At 64.2% G+C, this 21,626-nt stretch carries 21 protein-coding genes; 11 read left to right on the plus strand and 10 right to left on the minus strand.

Annotated elements, in window-relative coordinates; all coding sequences use genetic code 11:
* The 5 genes from ACP691_RS11445 to ACP691_RS11465 are packed head-to-tail and all read left to right on the plus strand — an operon-like array spanning position 1 to position 5,357.
* On the plus strand, positions 1-801 hold the full coding sequence (locus tag ACP691_RS11445; protein WP_426149555.1) for a gamma-carboxygeranoyl-CoA hydratase: 801 nt from the start codon (positions 1-3) through the stop codon (positions 799-801).
* Positions 798-2,777: an acetyl/propionyl/methylcrotonyl-CoA carboxylase subunit alpha gene (locus ACP691_RS11450; RefSeq protein WP_426149556.1), complete on the plus strand. Its 1,980-nt coding sequence runs from the start codon at positions 798-800 to the stop codon at positions 2,775-2,777. The genes ACP691_RS11445 and ACP691_RS11450 overlap by 4 nt, the downstream gene beginning before the upstream one ends.
* Positions 2,774-3,691, plus strand: coding sequence for a hydroxymethylglutaryl-CoA lyase (locus ACP691_RS11455; protein WP_426149557.1), 918 nt, complete (start codon positions 2,774-2,776; stop codon positions 3,689-3,691). Before ACP691_RS11450 ends, ACP691_RS11455 begins: the two co-directional genes overlap by 4 nt.
* A 50-nt stretch (positions 3,692-3,741) precedes the next feature.
* Entirely contained in the window at positions 3,742-4,824 is a 1,083-nt protein-coding gene (locus ACP691_RS11460) for a catalase family peroxidase (protein ID WP_426149558.1), read from the plus strand.
* Positions 4,821-5,357: a cytochrome b gene (locus ACP691_RS11465; RefSeq protein WP_426149559.1), complete on the plus strand. Its 537-nt coding sequence runs from the start codon at positions 4,821-4,823 to the stop codon at positions 5,355-5,357. The genes ACP691_RS11460 and ACP691_RS11465 overlap by 4 nt, the downstream gene beginning before the upstream one ends.
* Before the next feature lie 248 nt (positions 5,358-5,605).
* Here the strand turns inward: ACP691_RS11465 and ACP691_RS11470 are convergent, their stop codons facing one another.
* The 4 genes from ACP691_RS11470 to ACP691_RS11485 form a co-directional block, all read right to left on the minus strand.
* Complete coding sequence (locus ACP691_RS11470; protein WP_426149560.1) at positions 5,606-6,895, minus strand: MFS transporter; 1,290 nt, start codon at positions 6,893-6,895, stop codon at positions 5,606-5,608.
* Positions 6,896-7,129: 234 nt separating this feature from the next.
* Entirely contained in the window at positions 7,130-7,603 is a 474-nt protein-coding gene (greB, locus tag ACP691_RS11475; RefSeq protein ID WP_426149561.1) for a transcription elongation factor GreB, read from the minus strand.
* A 36-nt stretch (positions 7,604-7,639) separates the two neighbouring features.
* Complete coding sequence (locus ACP691_RS11480) at positions 7,640-10,144, minus strand: ABC transporter permease (protein ID WP_426149562.1); 2,505 nt, start codon at positions 10,142-10,144, stop codon at positions 7,640-7,642.
* Complete coding sequence (locus ACP691_RS11485) at positions 10,144-10,827, minus strand: ABC transporter ATP-binding protein (RefSeq protein ID WP_426149563.1); 684 nt, start codon at positions 10,825-10,827, stop codon at positions 10,144-10,146. Before ACP691_RS11485 ends, ACP691_RS11480 begins: the two co-directional genes overlap by 1 nt.
* A gap of 10 nt (positions 10,828-10,837) precedes the next feature.
* Here ACP691_RS11485 and ACP691_RS11490 point away from each other — a divergent pair, with 10 nt between their 5' ends.
* The 3 genes from ACP691_RS11490 to ACP691_RS11500 all read left to right on the plus strand — a co-directional run bounded on the left by ACP691_RS11490 (position 10,838) and on the right by ACP691_RS11500 (position 12,850).
* Complete coding sequence (locus ACP691_RS11490) at positions 10,838-11,443, plus strand: arylesterase (RefSeq protein ID WP_426149564.1); 606 nt, start codon at positions 10,838-10,840, stop codon at positions 11,441-11,443.
* Positions 11,444-11,498: 55 nt separating this feature from the next.
* Entirely contained in the window at positions 11,499-11,795 is a 297-nt protein-coding gene (locus tag ACP691_RS11495; RefSeq protein ID WP_040260773.1) for a hypothetical protein, read from the plus strand.
* 95 nt (positions 11,796-11,890) lie between these two features.
* Entirely contained in the window at positions 11,891-12,850 is a 960-nt protein-coding gene (locus ACP691_RS11500; RefSeq protein ID WP_040260772.1) for a L,D-transpeptidase family protein, read from the plus strand.
* A 96-nt stretch (positions 12,851-12,946) separates the two neighbouring features.
* Here the strand turns inward: ACP691_RS11500 and ACP691_RS11505 are convergent, their stop codons facing one another.
* A complete protein-coding gene (locus tag ACP691_RS11505) occupies positions 12,947-13,198 on the minus strand; it encodes an Lpp/OprI family alanine-zipper lipoprotein (RefSeq protein ID WP_040260771.1) in 252 nt (83 codons plus the stop codon).
* 462 nt (positions 13,199-13,660) lie between these two features.
* Here ACP691_RS11505 and ACP691_RS11510 point away from each other — a divergent pair, with 462 nt between their 5' ends.
* Positions 13,661-13,942 (plus strand): GNAT family N-acetyltransferase, encoded by a 282-nt coding sequence (locus ACP691_RS11510; protein ID WP_040260770.1) that lies wholly within the window; start codon positions 13,661-13,663, stop codon positions 13,940-13,942.
* Between the two features lie 58 nt (positions 13,943-14,000).
* Here the strand turns inward: ACP691_RS11510 and ACP691_RS11515 are convergent, their stop codons facing one another.
* On the minus strand, positions 14,001-15,077 hold the full coding sequence (locus ACP691_RS11515) for a 3-deoxy-7-phosphoheptulonate synthase (RefSeq protein ID WP_040260769.1): 1,077 nt from the start codon (positions 15,075-15,077) through the stop codon (positions 14,001-14,003).
* A gap of 191 nt (positions 15,078-15,268) precedes the next feature.
* On the opposite strand from ACP691_RS11515, the gene ACP691_RS11520 reads away from it, so the two are divergent.
* Positions 15,269-15,769, plus strand: a complete 501-nt coding sequence (locus ACP691_RS11520; protein WP_040260768.1) for a universal stress protein — start codon at positions 15,269-15,271, stop codon at positions 15,767-15,769.
* Positions 15,770-15,882: 113 nt separating this feature from the next.
* Positions 15,883-16,857, plus strand: a complete 975-nt coding sequence (gene cysB / locus ACP691_RS11525; RefSeq protein ID WP_426149565.1) for an HTH-type transcriptional regulator CysB — start codon at positions 15,883-15,885, stop codon at positions 16,855-16,857.
* A gap of 20 nt (positions 16,858-16,877) precedes the next feature.
* Here the strand turns inward: cysB and ACP691_RS11530 are convergent, their stop codons facing one another.
* From ACP691_RS11530 to ACP691_RS11545, 4 genes are all read right to left on the minus strand, one after another.
* Entirely contained in the window at positions 16,878-17,612 is a 735-nt protein-coding gene (locus ACP691_RS11530; RefSeq protein ID WP_040260766.1) for a phosphoadenylyl-sulfate reductase, read from the minus strand.
* Between the two features lie 85 nt (positions 17,613-17,697).
* On the minus strand, positions 17,698-19,041 hold the full coding sequence (pabB, locus tag ACP691_RS11535) for an aminodeoxychorismate synthase component I (protein ID WP_426149566.1): 1,344 nt from the start codon (positions 19,039-19,041) through the stop codon (positions 17,698-17,700).
* A 63-nt stretch (positions 19,042-19,104) separates the two neighbouring features.
* Complete coding sequence (locus tag ACP691_RS11540; protein ID WP_426149567.1) at positions 19,105-20,082, minus strand: alpha-L-glutamate ligase-like protein; 978 nt, start codon at positions 20,080-20,082, stop codon at positions 19,105-19,107.
* Positions 20,082-21,623, minus strand: coding sequence for an inactive transglutaminase family protein (locus ACP691_RS11545; protein ID WP_426149568.1), 1,542 nt, complete (start codon positions 21,621-21,623; stop codon positions 20,082-20,084). The genes ACP691_RS11540 and ACP691_RS11545 overlap by 1 nt, the downstream gene beginning before the upstream one ends.
* Between the last annotated feature and the right edge of the window lie 3 nt (positions 21,624-21,626).

Raw genomic sequence — 21,626 nt, forward strand, 5'->3', positions numbered from 1 at the left:
ATGACCACTGTCCACAGCGTGAACATGGAGCGGGACCCGCGCGGTTTCGCCACCCTCTGGCTCGACAGGGCCGAAAAAAACAATGCCTTCGATGCGCCGATGATCACCGAGCTGACCCAGGCTCTTGCCCAGGTCGAGAACGAGCCTGGACTGCGCTTCATCTTGCTGCGCGGGCGCGGCAGGCACTTCAGCGCCGGCGCTGACCTGGCCTGGATGCGGGCCAGCGCCCAGCTGAGCCGCCAGGCCAACCTGGATGACGCCCAGGCGTTGGCCGAGCTGATGTACCGCCTCGCCGGGCTGCCCATTCCCACCCTGGCGGTGGTCCAGGGCGCGGCCTTCGGTGGCGCGGTAGGGCTGGTCAGTTGCTGTGACATGGCCATAGGCGCCGAGGATGCGCTCTTCTCGCTCTCCGAGGTGCGCATCGGTTTGATTCCCGCCGTGATCAGCCCCTTCGTGGTCAAGGCCCTCGGCGAACGCCAGGCCCGCCGCTACATGCTCTCGGCCGAACGTTTTTCCGCCGCCGACGCCCAGGCCCTGGGCCTGCTCCATGAGCTAGCCCCTGCCGCTGAGCTGGACGCCCTGGTGGAGCGCTGGGTGAGCAACCTGTTGCAGAACAGCCCGGCCGCCTTGCGTGCCTGCAAGGGGTTGCTGGCCAAGGTGGGCGGCGCGCTGCCGGACGCACAGGTGCGTCGTTATACCGAAGGCCTCATCGCGGACATCCGCACCAGTGCCGAAGGCCAGGAGGGGCTGGCCGCCTTCCTGGAAAAGCGCAGCCCCGCTTGGCTGGAGACCACCCCATGACCCTGCATACCTTGCTCATCGCCAACCGTGGCGAGATTGCCTGTCGCATCATGCGCACCGCCCGAGCCCTGGGGATACGAACCGTTGCCGTGCACAGTGACATCGACGCCCAGGCTCGACACGTCCGGGAGGCTGACCTGGCTGTCAGCCTCGGCGGCGCCAAGCCAGCGCAGAGCTATCTGGTCATCGACAAGATCATGGCCGCCGCCGAGGCCAGCGGCGCGCAGGCCATTCATCCGGGATATGGATTTCTTTCGGAAAACGCCGCCTTCGCCCGGGCCGTGGAGGCGGCCGGCCTTCTGTTCATAGGCCCTCCCGCTGGCGCCATCGAGGCCATGGGCAGCAAATCCGCGGCCAAGACGCTGATGAACGCGGCTGGGGTGCCTCTGGTACCCGGCTACCATGGGGAAGATCAAAGCCTGGCTATCTTTCAGAAAGCCGCCGCGGATATCGGCTATCCGGTATTGCTCAAGGCCGCCGCGGGCGGGGGCGGCAAGGGCATGAAGGTGGTCGAGCACGAGGGTGAGCTGGAGCAGGCCCTGGCGTCGGCCCAACGCGAGGCGCAATCGGCCTTCGGTGATAGCCGCATGCTGCTGGAAAAATACGTGCTGGAGCCGCGTCACGTGGAAATCCAAGTGTTCGCCGACCGCCACGGACACTGCTTGTACCTCAACGAGCGGGACTGCTCCATCCAGCGCCGTCACCAGAAGGTGGTGGAAGAAGCACCGGCGCCCGGTCTGTCATCGGCGTTGCGCCAGGCCATGGGCGAAGCGGCGGTCAAGGCCGCGCAGGCCATCGGTTATGTTGGGGCCGGCACGGTGGAGTTTCTCCTGGATGCCCGGGGCGAATTTTTCTTCATGGAGATGAACACGCGCTTGCAGGTGGAGCATCCGGTGACCGAGGCCATTACCGGTCTGGACTTGGTGGCCTGGCAACTGCGGGTCGCTGCTGGAGAGCCGTTGCCCATCACCCAGGCCGAGGTGCCGCTCGAAGGTCATGCGATCGAGGTGCGCCTGTATGCTGAAGACACTGACAACGACTTCCTGCCAGCGGCCGGGCATCTGGCGTTGTACAAGGAGGCGTCGGCCGGCGAGGGACGCCGGGTGGACAGCGGTGTAACCGAAGGGGATGACATTTCACCTTTCTACGACCCCATGCTGGCCAAGGTCATTGCCTGGGGCGAAACCCGCGAAGAGGCACGCAAGCGGTTGCTGGCCATGCTCGCAGAGACGGCCGTGGCAGGCTTTGCCACCAATCTGGGCTTCCTCCGTCGCCTACTGGCGCATCCCGCCTTCGCCCAGGCCCAGGTGCACACCGGCTTTATCGCGCAGTATCAGGCTGAGCTGTTACCCGCGGTGGAAAATCAATTGCCTCCTGGGTTCTGGGCTCTGGCAGCCACGGCCTGGTGGGTTCTGAGTCCTGATTGTCAGCCGAAGGGCGGTGTCGAACCCTGGGCCAGCGGCAATGGCTGGCGCCTGGGTGGCCCCGCCGAGCGGTCGATCGACCTGCTGTGTGGGCAGCAGCGCCAGCGGGTAAGCCCAGTGCCCTTGGACGCCGCCGTGCTCAGCGAAGGCCAGCTATGGTTGACCCAGGACGGCTTGCGTCAGGGGCACGCGGTGTTCTGGCGTGAAAACAGGTTGTTCCTGGAATGGGAGGGTCGCTGGCTGGAAGTAGGGCGGGTGGATCCTCTGGCCCAGGCGCAAGGCCAACATGCTGCCAAGGGAGGGCTGACCGCGCCGATGAACGCCAGCGTGGTCGCCATCATGGCCGAGGCCGGCCAGGTCGTGGAGGCTGGCGAGACCTTGCTGGTGGTCGAGGCCATGAAGATGGAGCACAGCATCAAGGCACCTTATGCCGGGACAGTCCGGCAACTGTTTTGCGTCGTAGGAGACCTGGTTGCCGAAGGCACTCCGCTCATCGAACTGGAGGCGCCAGAACGCTCCATGCCGAAGAGCCTCGAGGGAAGCGAGCCATGAACGAGTATCCAAGGCAGGTTCGCCTGGTCGAGGTCGGCCCTCGGGACGGCTTGCAAAATGAACGGCGGGTCATAAGCGTCGCGGACAGGATCGCCCTGTGCGATGCGCTGACCGATGCCGGCCTGTCTTACGTGGAGGTGGGCAGTTTCGTTTCGCCCAAGTGGGTACCTCAAATGGCCGGGACGGCGGAAGTCCTGGCCGGGATCCGGCGAAAGCCGGGGGTCATCCATGGTGTACTCGTGCCCAACCTTCAAGGCTTCGAGGCTGCAGTCGTGGCGGGGGCACGAGAGATCGCCGTGTTCGCCGCCGCGTCGGAAACCTTTTCCCAGCGCAATATCAACTGCTCCATCGGCCAGAGCCTGGAGCGCTTCGCGCCGGTGATCGAGGCCGCCCGGTTGCGGGGCGTGCGGGTGCGTGGCTATGTATCCTGCGTGCTCGGCTGCCCCTACGAAGGCGAGATCGGTCCGGACCAGGTCGCCCAGGTGGCCGAAGCGTTGAGTGACCTCGGCTGCTACGAAATTTCCTTGGGCGATACCATCGGCCGTGGTACCCCGGGCAAGGTGCGAGCGCTCTGGAATCGCCTGGCCCGACGCCTGCCCAGGACGAGCCTGGCGGGGCATTTCCACGACACCTACGGTCAGGCCCTGGCTAACGTCTACGCCAGCCTGCAAGAGGGCATCGCGGTGTTCGACAGCTCCGTGGCCGGGCTTGGTGGTTGCCCTTATGCCAAGGGTGCGTCGGGCAATGTCGCCACCGAGGATGTGCTGTACCTGCTGCATGGCCTGGGCATCGAGACGGGGGTAGACCTGGCGCGGGTGGCCGAGGCTGGAAACGGGATCTGCTCGGCGCTAGGCCGGGAAACCGGGTCCCGGGTAGGCAAGGCGATGGCCACAACGGCTGCGCGAAGGGAATAACGCCGCCACTGAAGCGTCCTGCTGCTGACTCAACTCAGCCAGGAGCCTCCATGGCCACCCCCGCTCCACACTCGCCTCAACCACCGCCGCTGACCGGTGGCGCTACCCTGGTCCGGTTCGGCCTGATCGCTCTGCCGGTGGTGGCCCTGGCTGCCGGCATGGCCTATGTCCATGGCTGGCTGGACCCCGCCCGTCTGACCCCGGGCAGGATCGTCGATACGTTGCAGGCCAACGCCGGGGAGTATCCCGGTTACAGGCGCAACCATGCCAAGGGGGTCTGCGTCACCGGCTGGTTCGACAGCAACGGGCAATTGGCGCAAGCCTCGAAGGCCGCTGTGTTCGCTCCGGGGCGAACCCCGGTGGTGGGCCGTTTTGCCCTGCCCGGGGGTAACCCTTATGCGCCGGACAACAGCGTACCCATTCGCAGTCTGGCCTTGCGCTTCACCCAGGTCGACGGCCAGCAGTGGCGAACCGGCATGAACAGCATGCCAGTATTTCCGGTGGGTACACCTGAGGCGTTCTTCGCCAGCCTGCAGGCCAGCCGTCCCGACCCTGCCACCGGCAAGCCGAACCCCGCCGCCCAGCAAGCGTTCTTTGCCAGCCATCCGGAAACCGCCGCTTTCCTGGCCTGGGTGAAGACGGCCAAGCCCTCGTCCAGCTATGTCACAGAGCGCTACGACGGTCTCAATGCTTTCTACCTGGTCGCCGCGAACGGCAGCCGCCAGGCTGTGCGCTGGCATCTGCTGCCTGTGCAGACGAGCAGTACCGACAGTAACGGAGAAAGCGGCGACTATCTGATGCGTGACCTACAACAGCGGCTGGCTGTCGGGCCTCTTCGCTGGACCCTCGAGATGACCTTTGCCAGTCCCGAAGACCCGGTAAACGACGCCAGCAAGGCTTGGCCCCAGGACAGGCGCACGGTAACGGCCGGAACGCTGGTGCTCGATCACGCCCTGGCACAGAACGCGGGCCCCTGCCGGGACATCAACTACGACCCCACCGTACTGCCGGATGGTATTCAGATTTCGGCCGACCCCTTGCTACCCGCCCGGTCGGCGGCCTATGCCGATTCTTATCTGCGCCGTACCGGCGAGGTCCATCAATTGTCCGCCGCGCAGGAGCCGCGCCCATGAGCGAGCCACGAAAGCATTTCGCGCCCCTGGCGCGCTGGTTGCACTGGAGCATGGCGCTGGGCCTGCTGGCCATGCTGTTCATCGGTGCCGGCATGGTCGCTTCGGTGTCGGCCCGTCATGAGCAACTGATTCAGTTGCATAAGCCGCTGGGCATTGCGCTGCTGGCTCTGGTGGTGGTTCGCCTGGGTGTGCGTCTCGCCACGCGGCAACCACCCTTGCCGGCAGACCTGCCCAGGGTCCAGGCCCTGGCGGCCAAAGCGTCCCATTGGCTGCTCTATGGGCTGATGCTGAGCCTGCCGTTGCTGGGGTGGGCCATGCTGTCCGCGGCCGGCAACCCTATCGACCTGGGCGCCGGGCTGCGCCTGCCGCCACTGCTGAACCCGGACGCGGCCACCTTCGCCCTGCTTCGCACGGCCCATGGCTACCTGGCCTACCTGCTGTTCCTGACCGTTCTGGCGCACCTTGCGGCCGCGCTTTATCACGGCCTGATCCGCCGCGACGGAGTGCTGCGCAGCATGACGAGGGGAGGGTGAGCCGGATGAAGGCTCAGACGGAATCGTCGGTGCTCACCGCCTCGCCCGTAGCCAATGCGCCGAAATTCAGCAGATCGTGAAACATCCCAGATGGCCGCTGTGGTGCCGTGGGTTCAGGCGCAGGTTGTTGATGCCGGTCAAGGCTCGGGGGCGAAGGTGAATGCCAAAGACAAGGTCGTCTCTCTTCGCGTCAGCCTCGCGGGAGCGTTCCACAAAGTGAAGTAATGGCGCGCCCGAGAAAGCCAGGATCAGCCACCGCTGGCCCGGCTCAAGCTCGCCTCCTGTTCCCTGGCCTCATGTGCCTGCACCGCCTGTGTCAAGTCTTCCGTCATGCGCAGCTCCACTCCGGTAGGAGAGTATTGGGCGGCCGCGGCGAAGGGCGCCGAGGCCACGGGTACGGGGTGGGCCTGCCGTCGCCAGACGAAAAACATCACCAGGCCCAGGTTGAGCACGGCGAAGGCCCAGAACAGGCCGGATGGCCCGGCCCAGCCCATGATGGGTGAAATGGCCAGCGGACTGATTGCCGACCCCAGGGAATTGATCAGCAAAAGGCCTTGGATCATGCGCACCAAGGCGCCGGACGGCGCGCTGTCGGCGGCATGGCTGACAGCCACTGGATAGATGGCGAACACGCCGCCCCCGAGCAGGAACATCACAGTGACCATCGGCCATCCTGACGGCGGCAACAGCAAGGCCAGTCCGGACAGGGCTGCACAGGCTGCCCCGAGGGCAATCAATACGGTTTGCCGGTCCCGCCGGTCGGACCAGCGTCCCATGGGGTACTGCAGCACCATGGCGCCGAAGATGACCGCTGCCATCATGTGGCCCACTTCGCTTACGCTCAGCCCCACCCGCTGCAGGTAAAGCGGCAGCAAGGTATAGACCGCGGCGATGGCCAGGCCCGAGCCGAAGCAGCCCATCACCCCGGTGGGCGTGATGCGGATCAGCTCGCGGGCCGGCAAGGGTTCAGCCCGTTCCACCAGTGGCGTCACCTTGGGCAACATCACGATAGGCACCAGGGACAAGGACGCCAGCATGGCTGCGAGGGTGAAGGGCACCGTGTCCCCGGCCGCGACTATCGCGCCCAGGCCTAGTTGGCCCAGCAGGCCGGCGCCGTAAAGCGCGATCATGTAGAGGGCCAGCAGACGGCCCCGGATTTTTGGCTCAGCCACCAGCAGCAGCCAGCTTTCCACCACCAGGTACACACCGACGCTGGCCCAGCCACTGATCAGGCGCAAGCCGAACCAGACCCAGGGGTCGCTGCTGAGCCCTTGCAGGGAAATGCTTACCGCAATGAGCGCGGCGAAGGCGCTATAGGCGCGTATATGCCCGATGCGGGCAATGATACGCTCGTTGAATACCGAGCCCAGGGTCAGGCCGATGAAATAGGCCGAGGAAACGACTCCGACCAAGGTAGCGGAAAAGCCCATGGCATCCAGGCGCAAGGTGGTGACCGAGGACATCAGCGCGCTGCCGATACTGATGATGAACAGGCCCATGAGCGGCGCCAGCGCCATGGCCAGCAATTGCACAGACATAAGGATCTCGGGAAAACGAAGGGGAGGGGGCGCTGATGCAGGCGTGGAGAGCAGCGTCGGGCGCGCATGCTAGCGGCCCGGCGGCCGGACTTGAAGGGGGCGAGGCAAATTTTCTACAGGCGGCTGTGGTCAGCCTGTCGCCGGCAGCGAAGCTGTCGACTCAGCGCTGGCCGCAGCCTCTTTCGCCAGCATCGCTGTCTTCAGCAAGACGACCCTGGAAGCCGGAAGGGCGGCTCAGCTTTCATACTGGACCTGGGCCACGTACCACATGGCCTCCCCACCGGGCGTCTGTACCACCACCTCGTCGCCCTCCTGTTTCTTGAGCAGGGCCCGGGCCATGGGCGAGTCAATGGAAATGTAGTCGTTACGCCCGTAGATCTCGTCGTAACCGACGATGCGGAATCGCTTGCTCTGGCCTTCATCGTTCTCGATGGTCACCCAGGCGCCGAAGAACACCCTGCCTTCCTGTTCGGGAGCGTAATCGACCACCCGGATATCTTCCAGGCGCTTGCGCAGGTAGCGAACCCGACGGTCGATCTCGCGCAGCAGTTTCTTGTTGTACTGGTAATCGGCGTTCTCGCTCCGGTCTCCCAGGGACGCGGCCCAGGCCACCTTTTGGGTGATCTCCGGACGGTGTCGGCTCCAAAGGTAGTCCAGCTCTTCCTTGAGCTTGTCGTGACCCTGGCGAGTAATGATGTTGGTGGGCATCGTCTATGAATCCTGCATATCCAGAAAGGCGTGTGCTCAGCCTTCGCGCAGTACCCGCAGCGGGCTGGCGCCGAGGGCTCGACGGGTGCCGAAGACCCCGGCCATGCCCACGACCAGCGCGCCTATGATCGGCAACGCCAGCAACCATGGATGCGGATGCCAGGCCAGCTTGAGCGCGAAGCGATACAGGGCCCAGCTCGCGGCTTCGGCGGCCACGGCCGCCAGTGCGCCGCTGGCAATGCCCAATACCGCGAACTCGATCCGCCGGGCCTTGACCAGCAGCCGGCGACTGGCGCCAAGTGCCCGCAGCAGGGCGCCTTGATGTATGCGCTCGTCCAGCGTTGCCTGCAGCCCGGAAAACAACACCGCGAAACCCGCGGCCAGAACGAACAGCAGCACATACTGAACGGCCAGGGTCACCTGGGCCAGGATACTGCGCAACTGTTCGAGCAAGGCCTGGACCTGCAGCAGGGTCATGGCCGGGAAGGCCCGGGCCAGGGTAACGATCTGGGCATCGTGGCCGGGTGGCAGATAGAAACTGGTGAGGTAGGTCACCGGAAAGTCCTTGAGCGTGCCCGGCTCGAAGATCATGAAGAAGTTTGGCTGGAAGTTGTCCCAGCTGACGCTGCGCAGGCTGGCAACCCGGGTATCACGAGTCACTCCGCCCACGTTGAAGGTAAGGGTGTCGCCCACGGCCACGCCCAGGCTCTCGGCCAGGCGTTGCTCCACCGAAACGCTCGGAAGCTCGCCAGGGGTGGCGCCCCACCATTGCCCGGCCAGCAGGCGGTTGCCGTCGGGCAGTTGCGCCGCCCAGGTGAGGTTCAGGTCTCGCTGGGTAGCGCGCTGACCCTGGCTGTCCTCGGTGACCACTTCGCCGACCGGGTGGCCGTTGATGGCCGTCAGGCGCCCGGGCACGATGGGATAGAGCGGTGCCGTGGTGGCGCCGATGGCCTTGAGCTGTGCGGCGAAGGCATCCTGCTCGGCTGGCAGGATATTCAAGGCGAAATAGTTGGGCGCGTCGGCCGGCAGTTGCCGTTGCCAGGTATCCAGCAACTCGGTGCGCAGCAACGCTACCAGGGCCATGGCGAAGAGAATGAGGCCGAAGGCCAGGGCCTGGCCGGCGGCGGCCAGCGGATGGCGCAGCAACTGGCCCACGCCCAGGCGCCAGGGCAACGGCGCGGTTGCCAGCGCCTGGCGCAGCCGATGCAGGGCCAGCACCAGAAGGCCGCCCAGCACTAACGCGGCGAGCAGGCCCGCACCCAACAGGGCGAGCGTGAGGACAGGGTCCAGGCTCAGCCGCCACATGATCAGGCCCAGGGCGACCAGCGCGCTGCCATAGAGCAGCCAGGTGGCGGTGGCTGGGGGCAGCAGGTCGCCGCGCAGCACGCGCAGGGGCGGCACCCGCCCGAGGGCGGCCAGTGGAGGGAGCGCGAAGCCGGCCAGCGCGACCATGCCGGTAGCCATGCCGGCGACGGCCGGCCAAGGGCCGCCTGGCGGCACAACGCCCGGCAGCAGCCCTTGCAGCAGGGCGAAGATGCCGAACTGGGCCAGCCAACCCAGCAGCGCGCCCAGGGCCGAGGCGGCCAGCCCCAGTAACACCAGTTGCAGGGCGAACACCCACAGCACTTCACGACGGCTCAGGCCCAGGCAGCGCAGCAAGGCACTGGCATCGTAGCGCCGACTGGCGAACCGGCTCGCCGAAAGCGCCACGGCGACCCCGGCCAGGATGACGGCCACCAGGCTTGCCATGTTCAGGTAGCGCTCGGCCTTGCCCAGGGCGCCGCCGACCTGGCGATTGCTGTCACGGGCATCGCGCAGGCTCTGGTTGGCGTCCAGCCCCACCTCGATCAGTTCACGGTATTGGCGCAATCGTTCTGGCGTACCGCGCCAAAGGTCCCGGAAGGTGACCCGGCTGCCGGGTTGAACGACCCCGGTGGCGGGCAAATCGGCCAGGTTGATCATCACTCTGGGGGTGAGGCTGTAGAAGTTGCCGGCACGGTCTGGTTCGTAGGTAAGCACGCGGGCCAGTCGCAGGCGCTTGAGACCGATGTCCACGCTGTCGCCGATGCGCAGGCTCAAGGCATTGAGCAACCGGGCTTCCACCCAGGCTTCACCCGGGGCCGGGGCGCCACCCTCGGTTTCTTCAGCGTAGGGCTGCGCGGCGCTGCGCAGTCGACCGCGCAAGGGATAGGCGCTGTCCACCGCCTTTATGCTGGATAGCTCGATCGCCTGCTCGGTGGCCACCACGCTGCTGAATTCCACCACCTGAGCGTGATCCAGGCCCAGCTCCCGGCCTATGCGCAGTTGTTCCAGGCGTGCCGGCGTGCTGCCCTGCAAGACGAGGTCAGCTCCGAGGAACTCGGTGGCGCGAAGTTGCATGGCGCCGTTGAGGCGAGCGCCGAAGTAGCCGATGGCGGTACTGGCGACCACGGCGACCAGCAGGGAGAAGAAAAGCACGCGCAACTCGCCGGCATGGAATTCACGCCCGAGTTGCCGTAGCGCCAGTTGCCAAAGGCGGGACGGGCCCCGCGCCGCTGCCATCAGCGAGTCCCCGAGGCGGCCAGGTGCCCGGCCTCGAGGCGGATCCACCGGTGACAACGCTCGGCCAGCCGCTGCTCATGGGTGACCAGGACCAGGGTAGTGCCGCGCTCACGGTTCAGCGTGAACAGCAGCTCGGTGATCTTCTCGCCGGTGTGGGTATCCAGATTGCCAGTAGGCTCATCGGCGAAAAGTACGCTGGGCTCGGCGGCAAAGGCCCGGGCAATGGCCACCCGCTGTTGCTCGCCTCCCGATAGTTGGCGAGGCCAGTGCTTCAACCGCGCGCCCAGGCCGACTCGGGCCAGCAGTTCCGTGGCCTGGGCACGAGCGTCGGCCCGGCCGTGCAGTTCCATGGGCAGCATCACGTTTTCCAGGGCGGTCAGGCTATCGAGCAACTGAAAGGATTGGAACACGAAGCCCACGTGGTCTGCCCTGACCTGGGCGCGCTGGTCTTCGTCGAGCTGCCCCAGAGCATGTCCGGCGAGGATGACTTCGCCGTCGCTGGGCTGGTCCAGGCCGGCGAGCAAGCCAAGCAGGGTGGATTTGCCGGAACCTGACGCGCCGACGATGGCCAGGCTGTCGCCGGCCTGTACATCCAGGGTCAGAGCCTGAAGAATGTGTAGATCGCCTTCCGTGCCGGAAACCACTTTGCTAAGGTTTCGCGCGGTGAGAATGCTTGCGCCCATGGAGAATCCGATGCGAATGTGGAAATGCGCCGCCGCGCTCTGGCTGGCCTGCATGGCTCAGACAGCGGGGGCCGGGACCTTGCTCGTGCTGGGCGATAGTATCAGCGCCGGTTTCGGCCTGGATACCTCTCGAGGCTGGGTCGCCCTGCTGCAACAACGCCTGCGCGCCGAGGGTTATGCCGACACGGTCGTGAACGCGTCCATCACCGGAGACACCAGCGCCAATGCCCGGGCCCGCCTGCAGCCGCTGCTGGCGCAGACCAGGCCGGACCTGGTCATCGTGGAATTGGGTGGCAACGATGGCCTGCGTGGCCAGCCGCCGGCGCAATTGCAACAAAACCTTACATGGATCATTGACCAGGCCAAGGGGCAGGGCGCCAAGGTCCTGTTGTTGGGGGTGCCTCTGCCGCCCAACTATGGTGCGCCTTATATCAATGCGTTCAGCCGCGTCTTCCAGCAGGTTGCCGATGATCGTCAGGTGCCGTTGGTCCCTTCGCTCCTGGACGGGGTGGGAGGTGTACCGGAGCTGATGCAGGCTGACGGCATCCACCCCAAGGCTGAGGCGCAGCCGCGGTTGCTGGAAAATGTGTGGCCGGCCCTGAAACCGCTGCTCTGACGCTTTCCTCCCGGCAGGCTTTGAGCTAAGGTTGCGCCCCCTTCCGGAGCCCCTGATGCCACGTCCTGCCTGGTCCCTGTTCGCCTACCAATTGATCGAGCCCGATGAACAGCTTGACCTGTTCGCTTGCCAGGAAGTGCGTGTGCATGTGGCAGCCCGGCAACTTGAGCTCGGCGGCTCGGTGGACCGTACCCTCTGCGGCGGCCTGCTGCCGGCTCAGCCTCGCTGGCAGACGGTGGGGCGGGAGATCTTCCGCGATACGCGTCTGTGCCCGTTGTGCCGGGCCATACTGTTCGCTCAACGCAAAGGCACTCGGCCGGTGTGGCCGGGTCTACAGAACGAATACGATTGAGCCCGTCGTTCGGGTGACGATGATTCCGGCGGCCCCAGCCCGGGTGTACACTTGCCGGTTTGTGCCTTGGTCCACTGCATTTAAGGATTGACCGGATGTTGCCGCGTTTCCCTGTCCTCAGTCGTTGCCTCGCCCTGGCCGCAGCGCTTGCTGCGGCGCCGGCCGTGGCGCTGGAGTTTCCGCTACCCCCGCCCGGGGAAGACATCGTTGGCCAGGTGCAGACCATCAGCGCCAAGTATGAAGACACCTTCGCCGATCTCGCCCAGGCGTATGATCTTGGCTACAACGAAATGCTGGCGGCCAACCCGGGCGTGGATGCCTGGCTGCCCAAGGCGGGCACGGAAATCGTACTGCCCACGCGCTTCATCCTGCCCCCCGGCCCTCGGGAAGGTATCGTGATCAACCTCGCGGAGTATCGCCTGTACTACTACCCCAAGGGGCAGGACGTCGTGCGTACCTATCCGCTGGGGATCGGGCGGGAAGGCTGGGGCTCTCCGGTGGCCAACACCAAGATCATCGCCAAGACCGCCAACCCTTCCTGGACGCCCCCGGCTTCAGTGAAGGCTGAGCATGCCGCCGACGGTGATCCGCTGCCGAACGTGGTTCCACCGGGGCCGGACAACCCCCTGGGGCCGTTCAAGTTCACCCTGGGCCTGCCTGGCTACCTGATCCATGGCTCGAACAAGAAATTCGGAATCGGCACGCGCACCAGTCATGGCTGCTTCCGCATGTACAACGAGAACGTTCTAGAGTTGTCGACGATGGTCCCGGTCGGCACGCCGGTGCGGATCATCAACGAGCCCTACAAGTTCGGAGTCGGTGGTGGCCAGGTGTACCTCGAGGCGCATACGCCCCTGGATGCCCAGGGCGACCCTTCGATGGTGGACAAGCACACCGCGGTGATCAATGCGCTGCTCAGCCGCAAGGACTTGTCCGCGCAGATGACCGTGGACTGGGATAGGGTGCGGGATGTGATCGGTGCCGAAGACGGTATCCCGGTGGTGATCAATTCGGCCGGGACCGCCATGTCCGCGGCTCCTGAAGCTCCGCTCTGAGCGTGCCGGCTGCGCCGAGGTTTTTGCAGGCCCGACGCCCAATAAAAAAGCCGGCCCCGTCAGGGGCCGGCTTTTTTGCGCCAGTATTCCGAAGGATTACTTGCGGCTAGCCTTGTCGAGCATGCGCAGGGCGCGCTCATTGGCTTCGTCGGCGGTCTGCTGGGCTTTCTGAGCGGCGGCCAGAGCTTCGTCAGCCTTGCGATACGCTTCGTCGGCGCGGGATTGCGCGCGAGCTGCAGCGTCTTCGGTAGCGGTCAGGCGAGCTTCGGATTCTTTGGACGCGCTGCTGCAGCCGGTAGCCAGAACGGCAGCCAGAGCCAGAGCAGAGAATTTCAGAACGTTGTTCATCGTGTTCCCCTTCAAAGGACTTTCTATTTAGTAGCCATCTCTCGAAGTGAGAAAATAGCCGGCGTACATAGTACTCATTACTTGTAGTAAGTAAACTGAGGTTGTGCAAGAACGGGTAAAAAATCTTCCTTCGCGAGGCGCATGGATAGCGACCTCCAGAGCGTTGACAACAGAGTCCAGGGCGCGGCGATGTTGGGCTGGGCGGCGGTCAGTGCATAACTAAGCCCAAGTTGCTCTTAGTTGTGAACTTGCTGTGACTTCGATTGTCTTTGAGCGTCTACCCTGGCGCGCCCGGCGGCGCGTTTCGCTACTTGGCCAGTCGCCAGCGAGACTTGCCGCCCTAAACGAAACTCCGCGCTTCGAGCGCGGATCCAACGCAAGAGCATGCTGACGGAAGAGTTCCAACGGCGGTCAAACAGCGGTATGGTAGGGGTCTAATTCCAAGACCCGCGAGGATTCGATATGAGCGAGGCGTTGTCCATCCATCACGACCAGGCTGGTCACCAGTTCGAAACCAGCGTGGACGGTCATCGTGCCTACCTGACATACATGGACCTGGGCAAGCAGACGCTGGATATCTACCGCACCTTCGTGCCCAATGCGCTCCGCGGTCGGGGAATTGCCGCCGCGTTGACTGAAAAGGCGCTGGAGTATGCTGACAGCATGGGCTACACGGTGATTCCGTCGTGTTCCTATGTAGAGCGCTACATGGAGCGCCACCAGCGTCGCATCCCCAAGGTCTGATACAACGAACGATGAAAAACGCCGGGCTACCCCGGCGTTTTTTCAATGCTGTACGGACTCAGGGCCGAACCCGGTTCGCCAGCAGTGGCTTGAGCTTGTCACGCATGGCGCGGATGCTGGCCTCGGTGGTTTCCCAACCGATGCAGCCATCGGTGACCGAAACGCCATACTGAAGCTCGGAAAGATCCTTGGGAATGGCCTGAGCGCCGCCATTGATATGGCTTTCCACCATCAGCCCGATGATCGACCGGTTGCCCTCTACGATCTGGTTCGCCACGTTCTCCATGACCAGAGGCTGCAAGGCCGGGTCCTTGTTGGAGTTGGCATGGCTGCAATCGATCATGATGTTCGGACGGATGCCGGCCTTTTCCAGGGCCTGCTCGCACAGAGCCACGCTGACCGAGTCATAGTTGGGTTTGCCATTGCCGCCACGCAGTACTACATGACCGTAGGCATTGCCCTTGGTGGTCACGATGGAAACGCCGCCCTCGGGATTGATACCCAGGAAACGATGAGGCTTGGACACCGACTGCAAGGCATTGATGGCAACGGTGAGGCCGCCGTCGGTCCCGTTCTTGAAGCCTACGGCCGACGATAGGCCGGACGCCATTTCGCGGTGGGTCTGGGACTCGGTAGTGCGCGCCCCGATGGCCGACCAGCTGATGAGGTCCTGCAGGTACTGTGGGGAAATAGGGTCCAGAGCCTCGGTGGCCGTGGGCAGGCCCATCTCGGCCAGGTCCAGAAGCAGCTGACGACCGATGTGCAGCCCGTCGGCGATCTTGAAGGAGTCATCCAGGTAAGGGTCGTTGATCAGGCCCTTCCAGCCTACAGTGGTGCGGGGCTTTTCGAAGTACACCCGCATCACCAGATAAAGGGTGTCGGACACTTCCTCGGCGAGCGCCTTGAGACGGCGGGCGTAGTCGTGGGCCGCGTCGATGTCATGGATGGAGCAGGGGCCGATGACCACGAACACACGGTGGTCCTTGCCGTCGAGAATGTTGCGGATCACTTCCCGGCCCTTGGCGACGGTTTCACCGGCCGCTTCGCTCAGAGGGATATCGCGCTTGAGCTGGTCTGGGGTGATGAGGGTCTCGTTCGACGCGACGTTAAGGTCGTTGATCGGTAAATCGGCCATGGGGTACTCGTTCATCAGGCGGTTCGGCGCGACCGGGCGATGGTCAGCGCGGGGGTGCGGAACCTTAGCGCGTTCTGCGGTGGTTCGACAATGGTCCTGGCGGCTGCTGGTGCCTGGGCAGCGTCCGCGCTTTGCCGCGCCGCTGCTAGACTTTCCCTGTCGTCGTCGACTTGGGCGGCGCGGGAGTGCTAATGATCCGTTCGATGCTGTACGCCACCGACCTGGGCGCCTATGCGCCATTCGTCCTGCAGCATGCCTTGGTATTGGCGCGCAGGTTCAGCGCCGAGCTTCATGTCATCCATGCCGTGGAGCCGATGGGCAGTTTCGCTGAGTCTGTCCTGCAAAGCTACCTCGATGCTCCGGCGTTGGAAGAGCTTCACCTAAGCGGTGTCAGCACCATGATGGCCAGCATCGAGAAACGGGTGCTGGACACTTTCAGCGAAGAGTTGGCCGATGGTGAGGCAGACCTGGCCCTGATTCGCGCCGTAAGGGTTCGCCAAGGTGACCCGGCCGAGGTCATCCTGGATCAGGCGCGGCGGCTACGGGTGGACCTGGTGGTGTTGGGCAGTCACAGTCGAGTCGGCGAAGCCGAGGTGCCGCTAGGCCGCACCGCCGCGCGAGTATTGCAGCTGGCGCAGGCGCCTGTGTATCTGGTGCCGCTGACCCAGGCCCCAGGGCGGCGTAAATCCTGACCTATCTTGCAAAAAGTTCTAGATTCTGGCGAAAACCATCAATATAGTTATATCTGTTGCCGCTAGCCTGCCAGGCAAGAGCCGGCGCGGCGTTTTGACCTTGGGGGGTCGCGATGAAGCTTCAACAACTGCGCTATATCTGGGAAGTCGCTCACCATGACTTGAACGTTTCCGCCACTGCGCAGAGCCTTTACACCTCCCAACCCGGCATCAGCAAGCAGATCCGCCTGCTCGAGGACGAACTGGGCGTGGAAGTCTTCGCTCGCAGTGGCAAGCACCTGACCCGGGTCACTCCGGCGGGTGAGCGCATCATCACTACGGCCGGGGAAATCCTGCGCAAGGTCGAAAGCATCAAGCAGATCGCCCAGGAGTTCTCCAACGAGAAGAAGGGCACCCTGTCCATCGCCACCACGCACACCCAGGCTCGCTACGCCTTGCCTCCGGTGATCAGCGCGTTCATCAAGCAGTACCCGGAAGTAGCGCTGCACATGCATCAGGGTTCGCCCATGCAGATCGCCGAAATGGCCGCCGATGGCACCGTCGACTTCGCCATCGCCACCGAGGCCCTGGAGTTGTTCGGTGATCTGATCATGATGCCGTGCTACCGCTGGAATCGTTGCGTGGTGGTGCCCCAGGGGCACCCCCTGACCAAGCTGCCGAAGCTGACCCTGGAAGTGCTGGCCGAGCACCCTATTGTCACCTACGTGTTCGGTTTCACCGGCCGCTCGAAGCTGGACGAAGCCTTCAGCCACCGCGGCCTGACGCCCAAGGTGGTATTCACCGCCGCCGACGCCGACGTGATCAAGACCTATGTGCGCCTGGGCCTGGGCGTGGGCATCGTCGCCCACATGGCAGTAGACCCCAAGCTGGACAGCGATCTGGTGGTGCTCGACGCCGACCACCTGTTCGAGGCGAGCGTGACCAAGATCGGCTTCCGTCGCGGCACCTTCCTGCGGGGGTTCATGTGCGACTTCATCGAGCGTTTCGCTCCGCACCTGACCCGGGACGTCATGACCCAGGCCATGGCTTGTCATAACCGGCAGGAGCTCGAAGAACTGTTCGACGGTGTCGAGCTGCCGGTGCACTGATAAGGTGGGAAGAGATGGCCTCAGGCCTTGGCGATCAGGTTGCCGGCGTGCAAGCCACACTCCTTCTGGGTCGCTTCCTCCCACCACCAGCGGCCTTCGCGTTCATGCTGATTCGGCAGCACCGGGCGCGTGCAGGGTTCGCAGCCAATGCTGATGAAGCCGCGTTCGTGGAGGCTGTTGTAGGGCAGCTCCAGCATGCGGATATATCCCCAGACTTCTTCGCTGGTCATCTGTGCCAGCGGGTTGAACTTGTACAGGGTGTGCTCGGGCGTGGAGAAAGCACTGTCGATCTCCATGGTCGCTACCTGGCTGCGGGTGCCGGGGCTCTGGTCGCGGCGTTGGCCTGTGGCCCACGCCTTGACCGTGGACAGCTTGCGCCGTAGCGGGGCGATCTTGCGGATGCCGCAGCATTCGCCATGACCGTCCCGGTAGAAGCTGAACAGGCCCTTTTCCTTGACCATGGCTTCCAACGGTTCACGTTCAGGCGTCAGAATGTCGATGGCGATGCTGTAGTGGTCCCGTACCTGCTCGATGAACCGGTAGGTTTCAGGGTGAAGCCGGCCGGTATCGAGGGTAAAGACCTTGACCTGTTTATTCAGCTTCCAGGCCATGTCCAGCAGTACAACATCCTCGGCGCCACTGAAGGACACCCAGAGGTCGTCGCCGAAGTGTTCAAAGGCGAACTTGAGAATCTCCTGGGGAGACTTGCTCGCATAGGTAGCCGCCGCTTCGGCGACATCAAAGAGGTGGTTCATCAGGCTAGTCCAATATGGCAGGCGCTTGTCACGCTCGAATGTCCACAGGTTACCAAATTGTGCCAAGTGATGCTGGCCCCAGGGCTCAAAGGACTTCCAGGGCGCGCATCAGCGTATTCACCTTGATCAGTGACTCCTGGTATTCGGAATCGGCCTCCGAATCCAGCACGACCGCGCCACCGCCCCAGCAGGCGATGCGGCCCTCTTGGACAAGCAGGGTGCGAATGGCGATGGAGCTGTCCATCCGTCCGCGGACATCCAGGTAGAGCAGGGAGCCACAGTAGATGTCTCGGCGGCTGCGTTCCAGTTCGTCGATGATTTGCATGGCGCGGATCTTGGGCGCGCCTGTCACCGAGCCCCCCGGAAAGCTGCTGGCCAGCAGGTCCAGGGGGTCCTTGCCTGGCGCCAGCTGCCCGACCACGCGGCTGACCAGATGGTGGACGTTCGGGTAGGACTCCAGGGCGAACAGCGCTGGCACCCGAACGCTGCCGATGGCGCAAGCGCGGCCCAGGTCGTTGCGCAGCAGATCGACAATCATCAGGTTTTCGGCCCTGTCCTTGTCGCTGCTCAGGAGCTCGGCGGCCTGGGCGGCGTCTTCGCTGGGGTCTTCCCGCCGCGGCCGGGTGCCCTTGATGGGCCGGGTTTCCACCGCGCCATCGGCGGCATGAAGGAAGCGTTCAGGCGAATGGCTGAGAATGTGGGTGTGCTCGTCCACCCGCAGGAACCCCGAGAAGGGCGTGGGACAGGCGGCGCGCAGGGCAAGGTAGGCCGCCCAGGGTTCGCCTTCGCAACGCCCGGCGAACCGGCGCGTCAGGTTGATCTGGTAGGTATCGCCGGCGCGGATATAAGCCTGGACCTGGTCGAACGCGGCCTGGTAGACAGGAGCCTCGACCTCATTGGTGAAAGGCTGGGTGATCCGGAAGCCTGGCGTTGACAGGGTCGACGGCGGCGCAAGGCGCGCGATCAACTGCTGCTCACGGGCGACGGGCACGCTGGGATGAAACATCAGCCAGCACCGCTCGGCCTGATGGTCGCTGATCAATGCCCAATCGTAGAGGCCCAGCTGTGCGTCAGGGAGCCTGAAGTCACTGTCTGGTCCTTCCGGCAGCCGCTCCAGGCGTCGACCGAAATCATAGGCCAGGTAGCCAATGAGGCCTCCGGCGAAGGGCAATTCGCTACCCTCGGGCAACTGGGCGGTGCCCAGCCTGGCCAGCGCGCCCCGCAAGCGCGCCATGAACGCGCGCCCCGGCTCGCCGACTCGCGGTGCGAGGCTTTCCCGCGGCCAGGCGCTCAGCAGGTCAAAGCGCCCGCGGGTAGCCACTGGCCGTGCGCTGTCGAGCAAGACCGCGCCGGGTGCGTCCTTTATCTGCGCAAAATAGGCGCTGGGGTCGGCCAGGTAGGGAAGGGGGTGCAGGCGGCAGAGGGTCATGGGGCAGGGGTCGTGGTCACTGGGGGGCGAATTGTAGTGGCAAGCAGCGAAGCCCTCCAGGCTTCAGCGCCCCACGTGGCCGAACGCCGCCTGGGCGAAGCTCGCGCGTTCGGCCGGGGTTTCGCTGCGGCCTTCCTCGGCCAGCCGCCGCAGGTGCGCCTCGATGACCTCGGTACGGTGGGCCAGGCCACAGTTGTTGGCGATCTGGATGTTCAAGCCTGGACGGGCGTTGAGCTCGAGGATCAGCGGACCCTTGTCCTGGTCAAGCACCATGTCGACGCCGATGTACCCTAATCCGCACAGTTCATGGCAGCCCGCCGCCAGTTTCATGAAGCCTTCCCAATATGGCAACTGTACGTCCTGGACGTCATTGGTCGTATCAGGATGCTTCTGGATGATGTTGTTCAGCCAGGTACCCTGCAGGGTGATGCCGGTCGCCAGGTCCACGCCCACGCCGATGGCGCCCTGGTGCAGGTTCGCCTTGCCGCTGGACTGGCGCGTCGGCAGGCGCACCATCGCCATCACTGGATAGCCCATCAGTACGATGATGCGGATGTCCGGCACGCCTTCATAGCTGATGCTCTTGAAGATCGGGTCGGGCGTGACGCGGTATTCGATCAGCGCCCGATCACGGTGGCCCCCCAGGGAATACAGACCGGTCAGGATGCTGGAAATCTGGTATTCAATCTCCGCCCGGCTGACGATCTTGCCGGACACCGTGCGAAAACGGTGTTCGAAGCGGTCGCTGATCACCAGGATGCCGTCGCCGCCGGCCCCCTGGGCCGGCTTGATGACGAAGTCGGCGCGGTCGCCGATGATGCGGTCCAGCTGCTCGATTTCCTTTTCGGTGGAGATGACGCCGTACAGTTCCGGCACCTGGATGCCCGCGGCGATGGCGCGCTCCTTGGTGATGATCTTGTCATCCACTACCGGATAGAGTCGCCGATCGTTGTACTTGAGCACGTAGTCGGCGTTGCGGCGGTTGATGCCCATGATTCCCTGGGCCCGCAGGGCTTTCCAGGTCTTGATCAAGCCGAGCATCAGGCGCCTTTCTCCTGTTCCTTGACGAATGCCTTGAAGCGCAGGAGTTCGGTAAGGCGATAGCCGCGGTAGCGGCCCATGGCGAGCATGAAGGCCACCAGTATGAAAAGCACGGCGGGGAAGGTGAAAACGAAGTACACCAGTTCCGGAACCGTCATCAGAATGTGTGCCAGGGAAGCGGCGAACAGAGTGCCCGCCGCGACCTTCATGGCGTGGCCGCCGCCACGCTCTTCCCAGCTGATGGACAGCCGTTCGATGGTCATGGTCAGGATCACCATGGGGAACAGGGCTACCGAAAGCCCGCGCTCCAGGCCCAGCTTGTGACTGAGCAGGCTGATGGCGGCGATCAACACCACCACGAAGGTGAGCACGACCGATAGCCGTGGCAGCATCTGCAGCTTGAGGTGCTCCAGGTAGGAGCGCAGCGACAGCCCCAGCGCGGTGATCAGGGTAAAGAGGACGATGCCGTAGCCCAGCTGGGTTTCGCGGAACGCCAGGGCGATCAATACGGGCGTGAAGGTGCCGAGGGTCTGCAGGCCGATCAGGTTGCGCAGGATCAGGATCACCAGCACCCCGATGGGAATCATCACCATGACCATGAAGGTCTGCTGGGTTTGCAGGGGCAGGCCGTACAGCGAATAGGCGAGGAAGTCCGCATCGGTGTTCTCGTCCGTCAGCTTGGCCAGGCGGATGGCGTTCATCTCGCTGTTGTTGAGGGTGAAGGTGACGTTGATCTTCTTGCCGCCTTCGAGGGTGATCAGCGGCTCGTCACCGGTCCACCACAGCAGGCGGTCGGTCGGCAGGCCCTGCTCGCCGGTGTCGGGATTGAAGTAGAGCCACTTGGTGCCGTTGAAACTGCGCAACCAAAGCTCGGGCATCTGTGGCTGATCGGCCTCCAGGCGAAGGGTGTGGGCCAGTTCCATGGGCACGTGGGCGATGGAAAGCAGCATGTCCACTACCCGAGCCTTGTGCTGCGAGGAAGTGTCGCCCCCCAGGAGCAGCTTGACGTTGTCGTCGCCAAGGTTGTTGACCCGCTTGATGGTTTCGCTGATGAAGGTTTCCACGTCGGCCGAATGGCGCCGGATGGGCGCGAGCAAGGCTTCGGCGGCGATCTTCTCCGGCCCTTCGAGCACCAGGCTGTCGCGGAATGTCGGGCCCTTGGGCTTGGGCTTGTCGTTGCTGTAGCGCTTGGTCAATACCAGGCGGTAGTACAACGTCTGGTTACCCGAGGCACGACGTGACGACCAGGTGACCTTGCGGTTGCCATCGATGCGGTTGACGCTCACGCCATAGTTGTTGGAGATGAAGCTTTCGTTGAGGCTGACATAATCGCTGGTCAGCGGCGGCACGAACATCTGCACCTTTACCGGAGTCTTCGGCGTGGGCACGAACTCGATCTTGGCGTCGATGTTCCAGAGGTCGTCGGTTTCATCTTCGGTCACCGGAATGCCGAGCACGAAGATCTGGTAGCCCGTGATACCGCCCCCCAGCAGCACGAGGGTCAGGATCAGCAACTTCAGGTGAAGGGTGAGGGAACGCATTCA

It is taken from the genome of Pseudomonas sp. DC3200b2 (assembly GCF_049895785.1).
In the GTDB taxonomy this organism is placed as follows: Bacteria; Pseudomonadota; Gammaproteobacteria; order Pseudomonadales; family Pseudomonadaceae; genus Aquipseudomonas; species Aquipseudomonas massiliensis.

Coding starts and splice junctions, on each gene's coding strand:
- ACP691_RS11445 (WP_426149555.1), top strand. CDS start 1: ATGACCACTGTCCACAGCGTGAACATGGAGCGGGACCCGCGCGGTTTC.
- ACP691_RS11450 (WP_426149556.1), top strand. CDS start 798: ATGACCCTGCATACCTTGCTCATCGCCAACCGTGGCGAGATTGCCTGT.
- ACP691_RS11455 (WP_426149557.1), top strand. CDS start 2,774: ATGAACGAGTATCCAAGGCAGGTTCGCCTGGTCGAGGTCGGCCCTCGG.
- ACP691_RS11460 (WP_426149558.1), top strand. CDS start 3,742: ATGGCCACCCCCGCTCCACACTCGCCTCAACCACCGCCGCTGACCGGT.
- ACP691_RS11465 (WP_426149559.1), top strand. CDS start 4,821: ATGAGCGAGCCACGAAAGCATTTCGCGCCCCTGGCGCGCTGGTTGCAC.
- ACP691_RS11470 (WP_426149560.1), bottom strand. CDS start 6,895: ATGTCTGTGCAATTGCTGGCCATGGCGCTGGCGCCGCTCATGGGCCTG.
- greB (WP_426149561.1), bottom strand. CDS start 7,603: ATGCCCACCAACATCATTACTCGCCAGGGTCACGACAAGCTCAAGGAA.
- ACP691_RS11480 (WP_426149562.1), bottom strand. CDS start 10,144: ATGGCAGCGGCGCGGGGCCCGTCCCGCCTTTGGCAACTGGCGCTACGG.
- ACP691_RS11485 (WP_426149563.1), bottom strand. CDS start 10,827: ATGGGCGCAAGCATTCTCACCGCGCGAAACCTTAGCAAAGTGGTTTCC.
- ACP691_RS11490 (WP_426149564.1), top strand. CDS start 10,838: ATGCGAATGTGGAAATGCGCCGCCGCGCTCTGGCTGGCCTGCATGGCT.
- ACP691_RS11495 (WP_040260773.1), top strand. CDS start 11,499: ATGCCACGTCCTGCCTGGTCCCTGTTCGCCTACCAATTGATCGAGCCC.
- ACP691_RS11500 (WP_040260772.1), top strand. CDS start 11,891: ATGTTGCCGCGTTTCCCTGTCCTCAGTCGTTGCCTCGCCCTGGCCGCA.
- ACP691_RS11505 (WP_040260771.1), bottom strand. CDS start 13,198: ATGAACAACGTTCTGAAATTCTCTGCTCTGGCTCTGGCTGCCGTTCTG.
- ACP691_RS11510 (WP_040260770.1), top strand. CDS start 13,661: ATGAGCGAGGCGTTGTCCATCCATCACGACCAGGCTGGTCACCAGTTC.
- ACP691_RS11515 (WP_040260769.1), bottom strand. CDS start 15,077: ATGGCCGATTTACCGATCAACGACCTTAACGTCGCGTCGAACGAGACC.
- ACP691_RS11520 (WP_040260768.1), top strand. CDS start 15,269: ATGATCCGTTCGATGCTGTACGCCACCGACCTGGGCGCCTATGCGCCA.
- cysB (WP_426149565.1), top strand. CDS start 15,883: ATGAAGCTTCAACAACTGCGCTATATCTGGGAAGTCGCTCACCATGAC.
- ACP691_RS11530 (WP_040260766.1), bottom strand. CDS start 17,612: ATGAACCACCTCTTTGATGTCGCCGAAGCGGCGGCTACCTATGCGAGC.
- pabB (WP_426149566.1), bottom strand. CDS start 19,041: ATGACCCTCTGCCGCCTGCACCCCCTTCCCTACCTGGCCGACCCCAGC.
- ACP691_RS11540 (WP_426149567.1), bottom strand. CDS start 20,082: ATGCTCGGCTTGATCAAGACCTGGAAAGCCCTGCGGGCCCAGGGAATC.
- ACP691_RS11545 (WP_426149568.1), bottom strand. CDS start 21,623: ATGCGTTCCCTCACCCTTCACCTGAAGTTGCTGATCCTGACCCTCGTG.